The sequence below is a fragment of the Psychromarinibacter sp. S121 genome, assembly GCF_049801035.1.
GTDB lineage: Bacteria > Pseudomonadota > Alphaproteobacteria > Rhodobacterales > Rhodobacteraceae > Psychromarinibacter.
Map to the genome: position 1 here is coordinate 328,046 of NZ_JBNAGE010000002.1, position 16,924 is coordinate 344,969.

The window sequence follows — 16,924 nt, forward strand, 5'->3', positions numbered from 1 at the left end:
TGCCTCATGGGCGCTGTTCGGCTTGGGCGAAGCGAGTGATCTACAAGTGGCTATCGCAGCCGTCGATCACTCTATTCTGGCCCTCGCCGCACTCAGGATCGACCCGGCGTCCTCAGGGCGCATCTGACCATCCACCACCATCTTCGACAACCTACGGAGGCGAGCAACCTCTTCCGCTTGGAGACGGCTTCCATAAAGCGAGAGGAAGTCGTTGATGGCGATGAGTGCCCTCACGGGATTGCCGCCGGTCACACCTTCACCGGCCATTCTAGGTCGGCCTCGGGAATACCGTTGGCGTAACTGATGGTCCCCCTAGGTTCCTCGGGTTGCACCCGGTTGGAGATGATGACCTTCACCGCGTTGCCGATATCCGTTGCGGTGGCTTCGTCGGCTTCCAGCTTCTTGATCAGAGCGCGGACAAGGAGGCCGTTAAGGCGCTCCAAGTCATCGCGGGTTGCGTTGTGGCGGTCGTCTTCCTCGCTCACGAGCGGCCCTCATAGGGCTTGTGAAGCTGCGTGAAGTAGCCTTGCAGTTCGTCTTGGCTTAGCTTTCCCAAGGCCGCTGCGGTCCACATCTGGCGAACCAAACGTTGTTCGTCGGGGTGTCCATTCTGGTGACGTTCCACAAGGAAGTTCACCCGCTCAAGGCCGAGACCGTCCCCCGCATCAAGCGCTTCCATCAACCGCTCGCCGCCGAAGCGCTGCATGGCGGAGAATCGTTCCTCAACGGACTTCTCACCCATCCCAAGTTCCTTGGCTGCATACCGCATACCATCGTCACTAATTGTCCCGTTAGTTACGATATCGGAGGCGAAGGTGTTGAGAACCGCGTCGGAGTTTCCACCCGATGCCATGTCGAGTTGCGCCCTAAGAAGGTCGGCACCTTCTAGCGGACCATCGGTGGCCTCTTGAGCATTCTCAGCGTCGGCCATGAAATCCGCGTGGGGTGAGGAATGAGGTTCACCATCGGATGCAATGAGGCCCAGCGAGACCGCCGTTTCACAACCGACTTCCATTCCGTCGATCATGATCAGGTCGCCCGGTTGATAGGTCCCGTCGCTGTAGACGCGAGAGCCGTTGTGGATGACGGCGTTCGGATTGGATTGCATCTCCGAATCGGAGATCCAATTCGTGTGTTTGGTGAAGTGCCCCTTGGCGGCTTTCTCGTTCGCGTAATCGCGAGCGGTGAAGCCCATCTCATTGTCGGGCGCTAGGTTGTCGTGGGGCATGGCGACGTAATCGCCGTTGGCGTCAATAGCCTTGGTCATTTCTAATTCCTTGTTGTCTGTGAATGCTGGGGGTCAGTTCGGGAGGCCCGGCGCCTCCGCAGTTCTGGAAAGTAGGCGATGGTCGGAAGCCCAGCTTGAACCCATCGCTCTATCGACGGCTTCTCTGAGTTCCTTGCCTATGGCGCGGACAATCGGTCCCGCCTTGTAGTGCGAGAGCGTAACCGTCTTCTCGGTCGTCTCGGTGATAGGTATCGGTTGGTTGTGACGCGGATCGTCGGAGACGTACCACGGTTTCTGCCAACCAATGATTCGTTCCTCGGTCTTGGTCTTGGAGAACCCTGAGTTCCGAAGGACGAAGTATCCTGCCCAGGTATCCACGAAGTGGTTCCGCTCACGGCGAAACCCACGTCTACCCTCGGGCATCTGCCAGTGAAACTCAGCCCACAAGCGGCAAGCCATCTGCCGAAGCATGGCGTTCGAGAGGGAATTTCCTTGGCGGTGGAAGTAGTGGCTGAGGATCACCCAGCCCTTGGCCTGTCTGGTGAACCCCTCGTGCCCCTCTAAGCGGAAGAAGGGGAGCGCGAAGGAGGGTTGGTTGCGGATGGTCTGCTGAGCCGATCCCCACGCTGCCTTGAAGCCCTTGCGGTCACTCTCGGTGGAGAGGTGGTCATGCTCAAGCCAATCGCGGATAGCGCCTTCGATGGCCCTGAGTTCGCGTTGGGTCGGCAGGTCGCCGGTCGGGCGGCCGTAGATGCGGTGCCGCTTTCGGTGCTTGAGGCAGTAGGTGGAGAGGTTGTGTCGGGGATTGTCGCAACCCGTGATGGCGCAGGGCTTGTCACGGTTCACGGCTGCATAGGCGATACGCCGTTGTGAGCGATAGGCGCGGGAAGCAGCGCTTCGACCCCCGAAGGTACGCGGAAGGTCAGACTGTCGGTTCGCCTTGGGTGGCCTTGGTGAAGCGCGAGAGCCGCAGGTGTCTCCCGTTCGGCATGGACCGATCAGGTCCGTTGCTGGTGATGGTGACCCCGATCTTTGCCAGTTCCTTCCTCGCTAGGGACCCCTCGGGGTATAGCGCGTCACGGGCATAGCAGCGCCAGTCGTAGGTAGAGATTGCCAATTCGTGGCGGACAAATCTGGGGTTGTAGTCGCCGTCTGGATGATCAGCGAAGAAAGCGCAGAGCGCTGCCGTGGTGTATTTGTAATTCATGATCGTTCTTGTTCTGTCTCACGTTGGAACCTGTGGCTAAACAGGTGGTCGCTTAGCGTCCGAAACAGACGGACGGAGCGGGAGAGGAACCACGTAATCAGTGGTCCTGATAGGGCCGCTAGGTCCACTTCAGGTGAACCTTGGGTTGGTGCTTTTGATGGTAATCATCATCGTCGCTTCCTTCTCTTTCCTATTAAGGATGATCTCTGTAATACATTGATTTATATGTATAAATAGCAAACTTGAGGCCCCAACTGAGCCTCAAGCCTGTCGGATAACCCAAGCGGTCAGCGGGTTAACGTGAGTTCTTCGCCGGGAAGCGCGTCTTGGTTCACCCACTCCAAGAACAGGTTTCTCATCCGCTCCGAAGGGAGGAAGAGGGTGATGGTGGGGTAGTCGATCGAAGACCGGCAACGGATGCGGGAGCGGTAGATGAACTGCAGCAGTTCCGAAACGGCGTAGCGATCCTTGAAGTCGTTGTCCGCTTCTTTGCCAAGCCATTCGAGGATGGCGGGGTGAAGGTGGTAGTCATAAAGCGATATGACCACGCTGCAGTGGCGATACTTGTTCACGCCACGGACACCGGGTGCCACCCAGTTTGCTTCGAACATCTTCGAGTTCCGGGCAAACTTTCCCGGTCGCTTCTTCTTCGCTCCATGTCCGCCTTCCTCGATCCAGTTATCCTTGGCGCAGCCGATCATGATCTTGTCCAAGGCCGTTCCACGTAGCTGTCGTCCGCGAAGGTTCTTCAAGGCGTTCTGGACACGGCGGGTCGCGGAAGGTGCCATTTTGATCTGCTTGCTGTAGGACCACCGCATCCCCTTCAAGGCCGGAATGTCCCTCAGTTCCACCCAGCGTCGAATCTCGTTTCGCAGCTTGGCTTCCTCAAGAATGTCCCGGTTGACCACGTAGTCCACGCCAAGTCGATCAAGGTATCCCGTAAGAGTGGACCCTTGGGCCATGTAGGTCATGACCGTGGTGGAGTTTCCGCAGGTCAGGAGTTCGACGGGGATTGGAAGAATGAACATGTGGCGCTTCTGCGTCACGTAAAGGCGGCCAGACAAAGCGGCGGCCAGCAGTTCGGGCGTCAGGCTGTCATCCACGTCTTTCGGGTCATCTATCCACTTTGAAGTCGGAACGACCCTGCCGGTGTCCTCTACAGTGGCCCAGCCGTCATTGACGAGGGACTGCCATGTCCCCTTGTTTGGTCCGCTTGGCGTTTTGAGGGGGTCAAGCGTCTCATCAATGACGATTGCATACTCCGCGAGCCAGCCCTCCCTTGCCAGATCGACAAGACGCGGGAAGAGGGCGTGGGTTGTGACCACGTTCTTGCCCTGTCGGATCAGCGTTTCCAGGTGGCCCCCACGGGTTCGACCGTAAGCCTCCTTGGGCGTCTCGAAAGGCACCCCTGCGGCATTCTCAAGGACTTCATCGACCTGCGATAGGAACTCGTGGACAACGAGGTATTTGGTGTTCGGGTCGAACCCTCGGAGAAGTCTTTGCGTCTTTCCGGTTCCCATAGGGCGGTCGTAGAACACGACACGCTTATGAGGGGAATTTGTGTGCTTCGGTGGGAAGAAAAAATCTTGTTGTTTCATATCGTTATTGTCAATCAAAGGATGATAGGGACGCATGGTCCCGTGGTCCGACCAAGGGCCGGAACTCAGGCGAACGAATCGCCGTCGGAGCGAGGATCAGCGGATGTGGTGCTGTCGTCGCAGGTGTTGGTGGTGCGGGTGCCGGTCAGGGAAAAACTGAGAGCGCCCAAGCGCGGCAGACGGTGAACTCTGGGTTCAGCTTGGGTGGCCGTGTGTGGCGTGGTCTGTTCTATATGCGCAATCAATACCGCGGCTGACCGAATAGTCGCGAGAGATGGCTTATTCTCAATATGGCAATTTAATTCAAATCGCCACACAGCGACTCAGAGGGCACCCACGGCGCACCTAGGCCAAACCCTCTGTTCCCCATCGGAAAAGACCTAGACCCTCTCAGAGGCCGCCACATCGCTCCTAGCGGCTCATTGGCTGTCGTCTGTGATCACCCGTCGCATCGAAGGGCAGCGAGCGAGCGGCGCGGTAAGTTCTATATGACCAATCAATTCCGCGACCGACCGGAATGTCGTGAAAGGCGGATGCTCTATATGACGACCTTATCGGAACAGAGCGCGAACCCATCCCCTGAACACGTACATCACACGTACATCCCCACGGCCAACCCTCTGTAATCCCTAGGTCAACTGCGAGTACATCCACACGCACCATCGGTTTTCAGGTGTGGAGGGGGTGCCCTTCGCGCTACCAGCGGAGAGGCGAACGGACTTTGCATTGCCCTCGCTGTGATAGGAGGGTGGGCTGTCTGTGTGCCGTGGGTGAAGGAGGGGGCATGGGGGGTAAACGGGGTGGCCGCTAGGAATTCCCCCACACAAATCTTTCTTAGAAAACAGCCAGCTGAAACTAGTTGAACGCCTAAGGTTCGCCAAAAAACAGAGAGTATGCAAGAAGAGAAAAAACTCGAGCCGTAGGCACTGAGAGAAGAAAAAGTCCTGCTGCAAACATTGTCAGAATGAATATTCTTTTTGGGTGGCTGTTTAGGTTCAGGGTATCAAATTTTAAAAATGATATATCGACTGAATATTTTGGCGCCAGAAGATAAAATGGTTTTGTATATATCCAGGCAGCCTTGTAATCCTCAGAAATCATTACAATAAGGTCATTAAGGTCTTCGTAGCCTGCGCCGTTTGATTCCACGCCCGGTATGTCTCTCGGTCCGGCGAACTCGCTATCGGATAGCATCTCTCCAACTAATTCAGTGACCGCTGTGCGGATGCTGTAAGGATACTCTGGATTCTCAAATTCACGAAGTAGATAAGTATTTCGAGTGTAGCTATTTAAAATGAATCTAAAATTTGTTTTTGAGTTTACTGGGCCGTTTGAAGAATTCTCAACGAAGGAAAAGGCATTTCGATCAGGATTGGCCGCGATCTCACTAGGGCACAAGAGGGCAAAGCCCAAGGAGGCTAAGCCAAGCAGGCAAAGGCCAAAGTAAGTGAAGTATAGACTCCAATTCGAGAAGTTCTCTTCGGGTGAAATTTTGATTTGATCAATGAAGTAGTGAGAGAACGAGAATATGGGTTCTGTTTGCTGGCTGAATAGCAGGTAGATTCCGATAAACGGAATGAAGACAGTCAGCCGCATCGCTGGCAACTGCGCTAATTTGGCGATGCTGGACCATGAGGCCTTTTTTGAAATGGCGATGCAAATTCTTTCTGAGCCAATCTTAGGAACTGATCTAAAGGTGACCATGTTGTTAGCTACGCTTCCCCATTGAAATATCAAAGAGCTATGCGTGCTACAGACTAGGGGCCGTTTGGGGGTGGAGGGAAGTGGGAAAGGATGGAGGCGGCTAATTCGCCGCCCCACAGATATGTTCTCAGTCGGGGTTCAAGCTCCCCCCGAGTTCCGCAAAGAGCGCGTCGAAGGTCGCCCTGATGACCTCGCTCAGGTCCGCTCGCTTGGCGTAGACGTCCAAGCCGATATCGTCCCGGTTGGAGTGCCCCACAGCGAGGTTCAGAGCCTCACGGGAAACCCCGGCGTTGACCAGCGCGGACACGGCGTTTCGCCGGAAGCTGTGCATGTCCCATTCGCCGCGATGTTCGGGCAGCGCCTTCCGCGCCGCTTCCAGCGCCTTGCCGAGGTAGTGGCTGGGTCGCTTGTCGTAGCCGCCGAGTTGAACCCGAGGGAACAGTAGGTAGCGACTGTCGGGGCAGGACGGCTCAGACATCTTCGCCTTCGCTACAGCGGACCGCAGAAGTTCGCAGTCATCCTTACCCACGATCATCACCACCCGCTTCCCCGCGTCCGTCTTGGCCTCGGGGATCGTGATGCGGATGTGGTCGCCACGATCATCAATGTCGGACAGTGAGCGCCCACAGATTTCATTGAGGCGGCACCCGGTGACCCAAAGGAGGCGAACGGTCACTAGCATTTCCGACTGGTATTTGAGTCGGTGATTCCCCGCGATGTACCTCAGGAGGCTTTCGGCTTCCTTGCGCGACACTGGACGCAGTTCCTTGGCCCTTGGGTCTGCCTTCTTCCGCTGCCCTGCCACCCGGCGAAGGAGCGACGAGAACGGATTGCGCATGTCCGCGTCCACCATCCCCCAATGGTCGAGAACACGCCAATAGGAGGCGAGACAGGATTGGTAGGATTGGATGGAGCGCTGCGACAAAGGCTCGCCAGTTCGCTCTGAGCGGCTCTGCTGGATATGCTGGATGAACCCCAAGGCCATCGCGCGGTCGATCTGCGCGACAGGGGTATTCCCGCTGTACCGCTCGAATGCCTCTAGGTGCTGCCTGTATCTCGCGCGGGTGGACGCTTTGATGCCATCGGACTGCGTGAGCCAGCGGTGGGCCGTGTCGCGAACGGTGCTGCCCTCTCCTGCTTGCTTGGGCTTTGGGGCAGCGGGTGCAGTCTCGGGAACTCGACCGTTTCTTAGCTCGTTCTGGATTTCCTTGAGGACCTGATCGCGCTTCACGATGGCTTGTGCCAAGTCCTGCGTACCGAGACCGCGAACGATCTGCTTCTTGCCGATTAGAGCCTGATATTCGGTTGGGACGCTATAGCGGACTGCGTAGCCTTTTCCCCTCCGAAAGACGTAATCGGGGAGCGGAAATGTACGTGTCATGGGCTTCCTTTCGCCATTACATGAGGCGAAGAAAACCGTTTAAAATCAAGGGAATGGTGCCCAGGAGAGGACTCGAACCTCCACGTCCATACGGACACTAGCACCTGAAGCTAGCGCGTCTACCAATTCCGCCACCTGGGCCGGTGTCGTGAGAGGCGGATTTATACAGGGTGCGGACGGGTGTCAACACGGGATCGACAGATAAAACGCGACGCAATGGCGGGTTGTTCTGGCGGAGCGCCAAGGCTAAGGAAAAACACAGCTAAAGCGGAGGCTGGCCATGTCGAAACTCGTGACAATCTTTGGCGGATCTGGGTTCGTGGGGCGCTATATCGCGCGGCGGATGGCCAAGGAGGGGTGGCGGGTCCGCGTCGCGTGCCGCCGGCCCGAGCTTGCGGGATTCGTCCGGCCCTACGGTGTGGTCGGGCAGGTCGAGCCGATCCTGTGCAACATCCGCGATGACGCGAGCGTCCGCGCGGCGCTGCATTCGGCGGACGCGGTGGTGAACTGCGTGGGTACCTTCGACGCGAAGGGCAAGAACAACTTCTCGGCCGTGCAGACAGAGGGCGCTGAACGCATCGCCCGCCTTGCCAAGGCCGAAGGCATCAGCCGCATGGTCCACATCTCGGCCATCGGTGCGGATGCCGAGGGCGAAAGCGAATATGCCCAGTCGAAAGCCGGCGGAGAGGCTGCGGTGCTGGACCACCAGCCGCAGGCGGTGATCCTGCGTCCTTCGGTGGTGTTCGGCCCCGAGGACGACTTCTTCAACCGCTTCGGCAAGATGGCCCGCATGGGGCCCGTGCTGCCCGTGGCGGGCGGCGATACGAAATTCCAGCCGGTCTATGTCGACGACGTGGCGCAGGCCACCGTGAAGGGCGTGCTGGGTCAGGCCGCGCCCGGCGTCTACGAACTGGGCGGGCCCGAGGTCGCCAGCTTTTCGGAGCTGATGCACGAGATGCTGCGCGTGATCCGCCGCCGCCGCCTTGTGCTGAACCTGCCGTTCTGGGTGGCGGGGCTGATCGCAAGCGTGTCCGGCATCGTCAGCACCATCACCGGCGGACTGGTGAAGGGTCCGCTGACCAGCGATCAGGTGAAACAGCTGAAGGTCGACAACGTCGTCGCGGACGACGCGAAGGGGCTGGCCGATCTTGGCATCACTCCCACTTCGATGGAGGCCGTGCTGCCCGAGTATCTGTGGGCCTACCGTCCCTCGGGCCAGTACGCGGCCATCAAGGAATCGGCGCGCAATCTGAAGGTCTGACGTCGGTCCGGGGTCGTCGCCTAGCTATAGGCGATGACCAGCAGGATGACGCCAAGGATGACCCGGTAAATCACGTAGGGCGTGAAGCTGACCGATTTCAGCAGCTTCATCATGAACCAAAGCGCGAACAGCGCTGCACCGAAGGCGAAGACGGCGGCGATGGCCCCGTCGCGCGCGGCGGCCGCATCGGCGGTAACCGCGACCTCGGCCCCAAGCAGCACGCCTGAGGCGAGGATGGTGGGGATCGACATCAGCATCGCCAGCTTCGCCGCGCCGCGCCGGTTGTAGCCCAACCGCCGCGCGGCGGTGATGGTGATGCCCGAGCGCGAGGTGCCGGGAATCAGCGCGATGGCCTGCCACAGCCCCATGATGATGGCGTCGCGGATGTTCCAGAACTCTGCGGGCCGCCGCTCGGGGCTGTACTTGTCGGCCCAGTACAGGACGAGGCCGAAGATCAGCATGGTCCACCCGATCACCGCGGTGGACCGCATCATGTCGTCCAGACCGGTCAAGTTCAGGATCAGGCCAATGATGACGACCGGGATCGTCGCGATGACAAGGCACAAGGCCAGACCGGCGCCGGGAAAGTCGATGCGCCCGCGCAGAAGGTGCGGGATTCCGGCCACCGCAAGCTTCACGTCTTGCCAGAAATACAGCACGACAGCGCCCAGTGTTCCGACATGTACGGCAACATCTATGACCTGTCCCTGATCTTGAAGACCGGTAAGATTCGGTAAGAGAATCAGGTGCCCTGAGGAAGAAACCGGAAGGAACTCGGTCAGGCCCTGTATCAATGCAACAAGTAGGAGATGAAGAAGCGACATGGATTACACGTTCATGATTCGTGGACTCGAAGCTAACCGCTTGTCATCCAATTGAAAGGATCATTAAAGGTAAAACGTACTGACCTAAAAATTCTGACCGGCGGGTCAAAACCGACCACCAAAGCCGCGATGCAGCGAAAAAGGGTCAGTACTTTTGACTTTATTTCCGGTTCAACCTCTTTTATAGCACCGCCAACACCCATTCGTGGAGGTCTGCCTAGATGGCGAAACAGATGATGCTGAAGTTCGTGTCGGTCGAGCGGGACATGCCGGAAAAGCGTGCGCCCGATCTGCGCCGTCAGGACTTTCAGGAAATCTACGCGGAATACGCGCACGAAAAGGCACAGCAGCAGTCGAGCCGGTGCAGCCAATGCGGCGTGCCCTACTGCCAGTCGCACTGCCCGTTGCACAACAACATTCCCGACTGGCTGAAGCTGACGGCGGAAGGCCGTCTGCAAGAGGCCTACGAGGTCTCGCAGGCCACCAACACCTTCCCAGAGATCTGCGGCCGTATCTGCCCGCAGGACCGTCTGTGCGAAGGCAACTGCGTGATCGAGCAGTCGGGCCACGGCACCGTCACCATCGGGTCGATCGAGAAGTACATCACCGACACCGCCTGGGAGATGGGCTGGGTCAAGCCGATCAAGCCGTCCGAGGACCGTCCCGAATCCGTGGGCATCATCGGCGCCGGACCGGGCGGGCTTGCCGCTGCGGACGCGCTGCGCCGTCAGGGCGTGCAGGTCACGGTCTACGACCGCTACGACCGCGCCGGCGGTCTGCTGACCTACGGCATCCCCGGTTTCAAGCTGGAGAAGGACGTGGTCATGGCCCGCGTCGCCCAGCTGGAAGAATCGGGCGTCGAGTTCGTGCTGAACTGCAACGTGGGCGAGGACATCTCGTTCGAGGCGATCCGCGGCAAGCATGACGCCGTTCTGATCGCGACGGGCGTGTACAAAAGCCGCGGGCTTCAGGCCCCGGGCGTCGGCGCGCAGGGCATCGTTCGGGCGATCGACTATCTTACCTGCTCGAACAAGGTCAGCTTCGGCGACGAGGTCGAAGAATACGACTCGGGCGAGCTGAACGCCGCGGGCAAGCGCGTTGTCGTGATCGGCGGTGGCGATACCGCGATGGACTGCGTGCGGACCGCGATCCGTCAGGGCGCCGAAAGCGTGAAGTGTCTCTATCGCCGTGACCGGGCCAACATGCCCGGCTCGCAGCGCGAGGTGGCGAACGCCGAGGAAGAGGGCGTCGAGTTCGTCTGGCTGACCGCGCCCAAGGGCTTCAGCGGCGAGACCGTCGAAGGCGTGATGATCCAGAAGATGCGTCTTGGCGCGCCGGACGCGTCGGGCCGTCGCAGCCCCGAGGTGATCGAGGGCGCCGACTATCTGGAAGAGGCGGATCTTGTCGTCATGGCGCTGGGCTTCGAGCCCGAGGATCTGCCGAAGCTTTGGGGCGTCGACGGTCTGGAGGTGACCCGCTGGGGTACGGTGAAGGCCGACTTCCGAACCCATGCGACGAACCTCGATGGCGTCTATGCCGTCGGCGACATCGTGCGGGGCGCGTCCCTTGTGGTCTGGGCGATCCGTGACGGGCGCGAGGCGGCGGAGTCGATCCTCGACTACCTGAACGCCCCGGCGCAGGTCGCGGCGGAGTAACCGGCCAGGGCCGGAGGGTGACATGAGCGTGGAACCGGGACTGATCCTTTCAGATCCGCTGCCCGTCGAGGCGGCCGAACCGGTGCGCGCGTATGTCGTCCCCGGCCGGAACCGGCGTCTGGTGGTAGTGCTGGCGGGCAGCGCCCAAGGCGGTTTCGATCCGGCGTTCTACGGTCAGGCGGTCTCGTCCGGCGAGAACCACGCGATGTTCGTGCAGGACGAAAGCCGAAGCTGGATGAACGGCCCCGGCGTCGCGGACGAGATGGTGCGGCTGATCACGGAATACCGCGATGCCAACGGCATCGAGGAGATCGTGACGCTGGGCCATTCGATGGGCGGTTTCGCGGCCATGGTTCTGGCGCAGCTGATGCCGGTGAACACCGTCATCGCGTTCGCGCCGCAGTTCTCGCTGGATCCGGAACTGGTTCCGGACGAAGGCCGCTGGCCGGATGCGCAGATCGGTCCCGACGCGCGGTTCCGCGATGTGGGAGACCTGAAGGCCGAAGGCACGCGGTATTTCATCTTCCACGGCGATAACCCGTGGGAGGCGTGGCACTGGCTGCGGTTTCCGTGGCGGCGCGAGGGGTTCGAGCATTTCATCCTCGCCGGACAGGCGCACAACCTCGTTCGGGTTCTGGCGAAGCGGCGGATGCTGGGCAACGTGGTCGCGCAGGCGATCGGGCAGAAGTCGCGCGCGGTGCGGCTGGCGCTGGAGAAAAGCTTTCTGGGGCGGTCGCTGCTGGTGCAGCGGCGCGCGGCCTACCAGGCGGCGCATCCCGGGCTGGTGGTGACCGGCGGCGCGCCGATGGTCGTGCCCCCGATCGAGGGCGCGGCGTGAGAACGCGCGCTGGCGGGTGTCTGTGCGGAGCGGTTCGCTTCGTCGCGCGCGAGGTCCAGGTCAATGCCGGGATCTGCCACTGCGAGATGTGCCGCCGCTGGACCGGCTCGGCCTTTGTTGCGGTGACGGTGCCGACGGCGAATATCGAATGGTCGGGTGCCGGGCATATCCGGCGCGCGCAGACCAGCGGCTGGGCGGAACGCGCCTGGTGCAATGAATGCGGGTCGAACCTGTTCTACCGGATGACGGCGGACGATCAGGTGAACACGGAAATGCCGCTTGGCCTGTTCGACGACTCGAACGGCTTTCGGTTGGTGAACGAGATATTCATCGACCACAAACCGGACAGTTATGCCTTCGAAGGCAGCGACCGGACACTGATGACACGCCAGGACTGCATCGAGCGGTTCGGCGCACTGAACACGGAACCGGAGAATCGGGCAGGATGAACGAACCTGCCGATGTCCGGGCCGGACTATGGATCTACAGCCGTTCGCGGGGCGCCGCGGGCGGAGCGACCCTGCCGGGTGGGCCCGGCGGTGGCAGCCAGTAAGGAGGACGCCAGATGACGACCTATGATGAAGCCTGGGCGGCGCGTGAAGAAGCGCGTCGGGCGTGGATGGCCGAGAACAGCCTGTACCGCGACGATGACGAGAAGTCGTCCTGCGGCGTCGGACTCGTGGTGTCGATCGACGGCAAGAAAAGCCGCAAGGTCGTCGAGGCGGGCATTGATGCGCTGAAGGCGATCTGGCACCGCGGCGCGGTCGATGCCGACGGCAAGACCGGCGACGGTGCGGGCATTCACGTCCAGATCCCGCCTGCGTTCTTCTTCGAGCAGATCGAGCGCACCGGCCACAAGCCGAAGGAAGATCGCCTGATCGCCATCGGTCAGGTGTTCCTTCCCCGCACCGATTTCGGCGCGCAGGAGACCTGCCGCACGATCGTCGAGACCGAAGTCCTGCGGATGGGCTATTACATCTACGGCTGGCGCCACGTTCCGGTGAACGTCGAGGTGCTGGGCGAGAAGGCGAACGCGACCCGTCCCGAGATCGAGCAGATCCTGATCTCGAACTCGAAAGGCGTCGACGAAGAGACCTTCGAGCGCGAGCTGTACGTCATCCGCCGCCGGATCGAGAAGGCATCGGCCGCCGCCGGCGTCGGCCAGCTGTACATCGCGTCGCTGTCCTGCCGGTCGATCATCTACAAGGGCATGATGCTGGCCGAGCAGGTTGCCGAGTTCTACCCGGACCTGAAGGACGAGCGGTTCGAGAGCGCCTTCGCGATCTATCACCAGCGCTATTCGACCAACACCTTCCCGCAATGGTGGCTGGCCCAGCCGTTCCGCATGCTTGCGCACAACGGCGAGATCAACACGATCAAGGGCAACACCAACTGGATGAAGAGCCACGAGATCCGCATGGCCTCGGGCACGTTCGGAGACATGGCCGAGGACATCAAACCGATCATCCCGCAGGGATCGTCGGACTCGGCGGCGCTTGACTCGGTGTTCGAGGTGTTGGTGCGCGCCGGTCGGTCCGCGCCGATGGCGAAGACCATGCTGGTCCCGGAAAGCTGGTCGCAGCAGGCGATCGAGCTGCCGCAGTCGTGGCGCGACATGTACAGCTATTGCAACTCGGTCATGGAGCCGTGGGACGGCCCCGCCGCTCTGGCGATGACCGATGGCCGCTGGGTCTGCGCCGGTCTCGACCGGAACGGCCTGCGCCCGATGCGCTATGTCGTGACCGGTGACAACCTTGTCATCGCGGGCTCCGAGGCCGGCATGGTGCCGGTCGACGAAAGCACCGTGATCGAGAAGGGCGCGCTTGGCCCGGGTCAGCTGCTGGCCGTCGACATGCAGGAAGGCAAGCTGTTCCACGATTCCGAGATCAAGGACCGTCTGGCCAACAGCCAGCCGTTCGGCGACTGGGTCGGCAAGATCAACGAACTGGACGCAGAGCTGTCGCAGGCGAACGAGGTGCCGCTGTACACCGGCGGCGAGCTGCGCAAGCGCCAGATCGCGGCGGGCTTCAGCCTTGAAGAGATGGAAACGATCCTGTCGCCCATGGTGGAAGACGGGAAAGAGCTTGTCGCGTCGATGGGCGACGACACGCCGTCCGCCGTCCTGTCCGAGAAGTACCGGCCGCTGTCGCACTTCTTCCGCCAGAACTTCAGCCAGGTGACCAACCCGCCGATCGACAGCCTGCGCGAATATCGCGTGATGTCGCTGAAGACGCGGTTCGGAAACCTGAAGAACGTGCTGGACGAGGACAGCAGCCAGACCGAGATCATCGTTCTGGACAGCCCCTTCGTCGCCAACGCGCAGTTCGACATTCTGGTGAAGAACTTCAACGCGCCGATGGTCGAGATCGACTGTACCTTCCCGAAGGACGGTGACGAGGGCGTGCTGCGTGCCGAGCTGACGCGCATCCGCGCCGAGGCCGAAGACGCCGTGCGCTCTGGCGCCGGTCACCTTGTGCTGAGCGACATGCATCAGAACGAGGACAAGGTCGCGATGCCGATGATCCTTGCGACCAGCGCGGTGCATTCCTGGCTGACCCGCAAGGGCCTGCGGACCTTCTGCTCGCTGAACGTGCGCTCGGCGGAATGCGTCGACCCGCATTACTTCGCCGTGCTCATCGGCTGCGGCGCCACCGTGGTGAACGCCTATCTCGCCGAGGACAGCATCGCCGACCGCATCGAGCGGGGCCTGTTCGACATGTCTCTGACCGAGGCAATGATGAACTATCGCGCCGCCGTCGATGCCGGCCTGCTGAAGATCATGTCCAAGATGGGCATCTCGGTGATCTCGTCCTATCGCGGCGGTCTCAACTTCGAGGCCGTGGGCCTGTCCCGTGCGATGGTGGCCGAGTTCTTCCCCGGCATGCACAGCCGCATCTCGGGCATCGGTGTCTCGGGCATCCAGAAGAAGCTGATCGAGGTGCACAAGGCCGGTTGGATGGGTGGCCGCGACGTGCTGCCGATCGGCGGGTTCTACAAGGCCCGGAAGTCGGGCGAGACCCACGCGTGGGAAGCGCAGGCGATGCACATGCTGCAAGCCGCGTGCAACCGCGCGTCCTACGAGTTGTGGAAGCAGTACTCGACCAAGATGAAGGCGATGCCGCCGATCCATCTGCGCGACCTGCTGGACATCAAGCCGCTGGGCAAGGCGATCCCGCTGGAAGAGGTGGAAAGCATCACCTCGATCCGCAAGCGGTTCGTGACCCCGGGCATGTCGCTGGGTGCGCTGTCGCCCGAGGCGCACAAGACGCTGAACGTCGCGATGAACCGGATCGGCGCCAAGTCCGACTCTGGCGAGGGCGGCGAGGATCCGGCGCATTTCGTGCCGGAACCCAACGGTGACAACCCGTCGGCCAAGATCAAGCAGGTCGCCTCGGGCCGCTTCGGCGTCACCGCCGAGTACCTGAACCAGTGCGAAGAGCTTGAAATCAAGGTCGCGCAGGGCGCCAAGCCCGGCGAGGGCGGCCAGCTGCCCGGCATGAAGGTGACCGAGCTGATCGCGCGCCTGCGTCACTCGACGCCCGGCGTGACGCTGATCTCGCCGCCGCCGCACCACGACATCTACTCGATCGAAGACCTCGCGCAGCTGATCTACGACCTCAAGCAGATCAACCCGCGGGCCAAAGTCACGGTGAAGCTGGTGGCGTCTTCGGGCGTCGGCACCATCGCGGCGGGCGTGGCGAAGGCGAAGGCCGACGTCATCCTGATCTCGGGCCACAACGGCGGCACCGGCGCATCGCCGGCCACGTCCATCAAATACGCGGGTCTTCCGTGGGAGATGGGCCTGACCGAGGCGCACCAGGTGCTGTCGATGAACAACCTGCGCGGCCGCGTCACCCTGCGGACCGACGGCGGTCTGCGGACCGGCCGTGACATCGTCATGGCCGCGATGCTGGGCGCCGAGGAATACGGTATCGGTACCGCCGCGCTGATCGCGATGGGCTGCATCATGGTCCGCCAGTGCCAGTCGAACACCTGCCCGGTGGGCGTCTGCACCCAGGACCCGGCGCTGCGCGACAAGTTCACCGGCAACGCGGACAAGGTGGTGAACCTCATCACCTTCTACGCGCAGGAGGTTCGCGAGATCCTTGCCAAGATCGGTGCCCGGTCGCTGGAAGAAGTGATCGGCCGTGCCGACCTGCTAAGCCAGGTCAGCCGCGGTGCCGCGCATCTGGACGATCTGGACCTCAATCCGCTGCTTATCACGGTGGATGGGGCCGAGGACATCAAGTACGACCGGACCCGCCCGCGCAACGCGGTGCCGGACACGCTGGATGCCGAGATCGTCGCGGACGCCGCGCGTTTCCTCGAAGAAGGCGAGAAGATGCAGTTGTCCTACGCGGTGCGGAACACCCACCGCACCATCGGCACCCGCACGTCCAGCCACATCGTGAAGCGGTTCGGCATGCGCAACGACCTGCAGTCGGATCACCTGACGGTGAAGCTGGCGGGGTCCGCCGGTCAGTCGCTGGGCGCCTTCGCGGCGCCGGGCCTGAAGCTGGAAGTCGCGGGCGACGCCAACGACTATGTCGGCAAGGGCCTGTCCGGCGGCACCATCGTGGTGCGCCCGACCATGGCAAGCCCGCTGATCGCGTCCGACAACACGATCATCGGCAACACCGTGCTGTACGGCGCGACCGACGGCTACCTGTTCGCGGCAGGCCGCGCGGGCGAGCGCTTTGCGGTGCGGAACTCGGGCGCGCAGGTCGTGATCGAGGGCTGTGGTTCGAACGGGTGCGAGTACATGACCGGCGGCGTCGCCGTGATCCTCGGATCCATCGGCGCGAACTTCGGTGCCGGGATGACCGGCGGAATGGCCTATCTGTACGACCCGGAAGGCGTCGCGAAGAACTTCATGAACATGGAGACTCTCGTGACCTGCGCTGTCGAAGGCGAGTACTGGGAAGAGCAGCTGCTGAACCTGATCGGACGGCACGCCGCCGAGACGATGAGTCAGAAGGCGCAGGAGATCCTTCAGCACTGGGAAGCCTCGCGCGAGCATTTCGTGCAGGTCGTGCCGCGGGAGATGCTGAACAAGCTGAAGCACCCGCTGGGCATCGAGGACGTGCGCGTCCCCGCCGAGTAAGCCTTGCCCATTCCAAAACAGGAACCCGCCGCGCGCAATCGCGGCGGGTTCTTTCGTTTGCGGGGGCTCGGGACGGGTCTGTCACAGGCCGGCCACGTCATCCTCGCGCCCGCTTGACCGGTCC

At 61.4% G+C, this 16,924-nt stretch carries 13 protein-coding genes and 1 tRNA gene; 5 read left to right on the forward strand and 9 right to left on the reverse strand.

The window, feature by feature from the left end; genetic code table 11:
* Window positions 1-248: 248 nt before the first annotated feature.
* From ACP156_RS09925 to ACP156_RS09960, 8 genes are all read right to left on the reverse strand, one after another.
* Entirely contained in the window at window positions 249-485 is a 237-nt protein-coding gene (locus tag ACP156_RS09925) for a hypothetical protein (RefSeq protein ID WP_425051159.1), read from the reverse strand.
* Window positions 482-1,267, reverse strand: a complete 786-nt coding sequence (locus tag ACP156_RS09930; protein ID WP_425051160.1) for a hypothetical protein — start codon at window positions 1,265-1,267, stop codon at window positions 482-484. Before ACP156_RS09930 ends, ACP156_RS09925 begins: the two co-directional genes overlap by 4 nt.
* A gap of 33 nt (window positions 1,268-1,300) precedes the next feature.
* Complete coding sequence (locus tag ACP156_RS09935) at window positions 1,301-2,074, reverse strand: hypothetical protein (protein WP_425051161.1); 774 nt, start codon at window positions 2,072-2,074, stop codon at window positions 1,301-1,303.
* 76 nt (window positions 2,075-2,150) lie between these two features.
* Window positions 2,151-2,435 carry a hypothetical protein gene (locus ACP156_RS09940; RefSeq protein ID WP_425051162.1) on the reverse strand — a complete coding sequence of 95 codons (285 nt, stop codon included), beginning with the start codon at window positions 2,433-2,435 and terminating at the stop codon, window positions 2,151-2,153.
* 287 nt (window positions 2,436-2,722) lie between these two features.
* Window positions 2,723-4,033 (reverse strand): hypothetical protein, encoded by a 1,311-nt coding sequence (locus ACP156_RS09945; RefSeq protein ID WP_425051163.1) that lies wholly within the window; start codon window positions 4,031-4,033, stop codon window positions 2,723-2,725.
* Window positions 4,034-4,900: 867 nt separating this feature from the next.
* On the reverse strand, window positions 4,901-5,737 hold the full coding sequence (locus ACP156_RS09950) for a hypothetical protein (RefSeq protein ID WP_425051164.1): 837 nt from the start codon (window positions 5,735-5,737) through the stop codon (window positions 4,901-4,903).
* Window positions 5,738-5,864: 127 nt separating this feature from the next.
* Window positions 5,865-7,118 carry a tyrosine-type recombinase/integrase gene (locus ACP156_RS09955; RefSeq protein WP_425051165.1) on the reverse strand — a complete coding sequence of 418 codons (1,254 nt, stop codon included), beginning with the start codon at window positions 7,116-7,118 and terminating at the stop codon, window positions 5,865-5,867.
* 54 nt (window positions 7,119-7,172) lie between these two features.
* Window positions 7,173-7,259 (reverse strand) — tRNA-Leu (locus ACP156_RS09960).
* A gap of 139 nt (window positions 7,260-7,398) precedes the next feature.
* Here ACP156_RS09960 and ACP156_RS09965 point away from each other — a divergent pair.
* Window positions 7,399-8,379, forward strand: coding sequence for a complex I NDUFA9 subunit family protein (locus tag ACP156_RS09965; RefSeq protein ID WP_425051166.1), 981 nt, complete (start codon window positions 7,399-7,401; stop codon window positions 8,377-8,379).
* Between the two features lie 20 nt (window positions 8,380-8,399).
* On the opposite strand, the gene ACP156_RS09970 is transcribed toward ACP156_RS09965, so the two are convergent.
* Complete coding sequence (locus tag ACP156_RS09970; RefSeq protein WP_425051167.1) at window positions 8,400-9,203, reverse strand: undecaprenyl-diphosphate phosphatase; 804 nt, start codon at window positions 9,201-9,203, stop codon at window positions 8,400-8,402.
* Between the two features lie 221 nt (window positions 9,204-9,424).
* On the opposite strand from ACP156_RS09970, the gene ACP156_RS09975 reads away from it, so the two are divergent.
* From ACP156_RS09975 to gltB, 4 genes are all read left to right on the forward strand, one after another.
* Complete coding sequence (locus ACP156_RS09975) at window positions 9,425-10,858, forward strand: NAD(P)-dependent oxidoreductase (protein WP_425051168.1); 1,434 nt, start codon at window positions 9,425-9,427, stop codon at window positions 10,856-10,858.
* A 22-nt stretch (window positions 10,859-10,880) separates the two neighbouring features.
* A complete protein-coding gene (locus tag ACP156_RS09980) occupies window positions 10,881-11,696 on the forward strand; it encodes a hypothetical protein (RefSeq protein ID WP_425051169.1) in 816 nt (271 codons plus the stop codon).
* Window positions 11,693-12,145, forward strand: coding sequence for a GFA family protein (locus ACP156_RS09985; protein ID WP_425051170.1), 453 nt, complete (start codon window positions 11,693-11,695; stop codon window positions 12,143-12,145). The genes ACP156_RS09980 and ACP156_RS09985 overlap by 4 nt, the downstream gene beginning before the upstream one ends.
* A gap of 116 nt (window positions 12,146-12,261) precedes the next feature.
* A complete protein-coding gene (gene gltB / locus ACP156_RS09990; protein ID WP_425051171.1) occupies window positions 12,262-16,800 on the forward strand; it encodes a glutamate synthase large subunit in 4,539 nt (1,512 codons plus the stop codon).
* Window positions 16,801-16,924: the final 124 nt, after the last annotated feature.

Coding starts and splice junctions, on each gene's coding strand:
- ACP156_RS09930 (WP_425051160.1), bottom strand. CDS start 1,267: ATGACCAAGGCTATTGACGCCAACGGCGATTACGTCGCCATGCCCCAC.
- ACP156_RS09940 (WP_425051162.1), bottom strand. CDS start 2,435: ATGAATTACAAATACACCACGGCAGCGCTCTGCGCTTTCTTCGCTGAT.
- ACP156_RS09945 (WP_425051163.1), bottom strand. CDS start 4,033: ATGAAACAACAAGATTTTTTCTTCCCACCGAAGCACACAAATTCCCCT.
- ACP156_RS09950 (WP_425051164.1), bottom strand. CDS start 5,737: ATGGTCACCTTTAGATCAGTTCCTAAGATTGGCTCAGAAAGAATTTGC.
- ACP156_RS09955 (WP_425051165.1), bottom strand. CDS start 7,118: ATGACACGTACATTTCCGCTCCCCGATTACGTCTTTCGGAGGGGAAAA.
- ACP156_RS09965 (WP_425051166.1), top strand. CDS start 7,399: ATGTCGAAACTCGTGACAATCTTTGGCGGATCTGGGTTCGTGGGGCGC.
- ACP156_RS09970 (WP_425051167.1), bottom strand. CDS start 9,203: ATGTCGCTTCTTCATCTCCTACTTGTTGCATTGATACAGGGCCTGACC.
- ACP156_RS09975 (WP_425051168.1), top strand. CDS start 9,425: ATGGCGAAACAGATGATGCTGAAGTTCGTGTCGGTCGAGCGGGACATG.
- ACP156_RS09980 (WP_425051169.1), top strand. CDS start 10,881: ATGAGCGTGGAACCGGGACTGATCCTTTCAGATCCGCTGCCCGTCGAG.
- gltB (WP_425051171.1), top strand. CDS start 12,262: ATGACGACCTATGATGAAGCCTGGGCGGCGCGTGAAGAAGCGCGTCGG.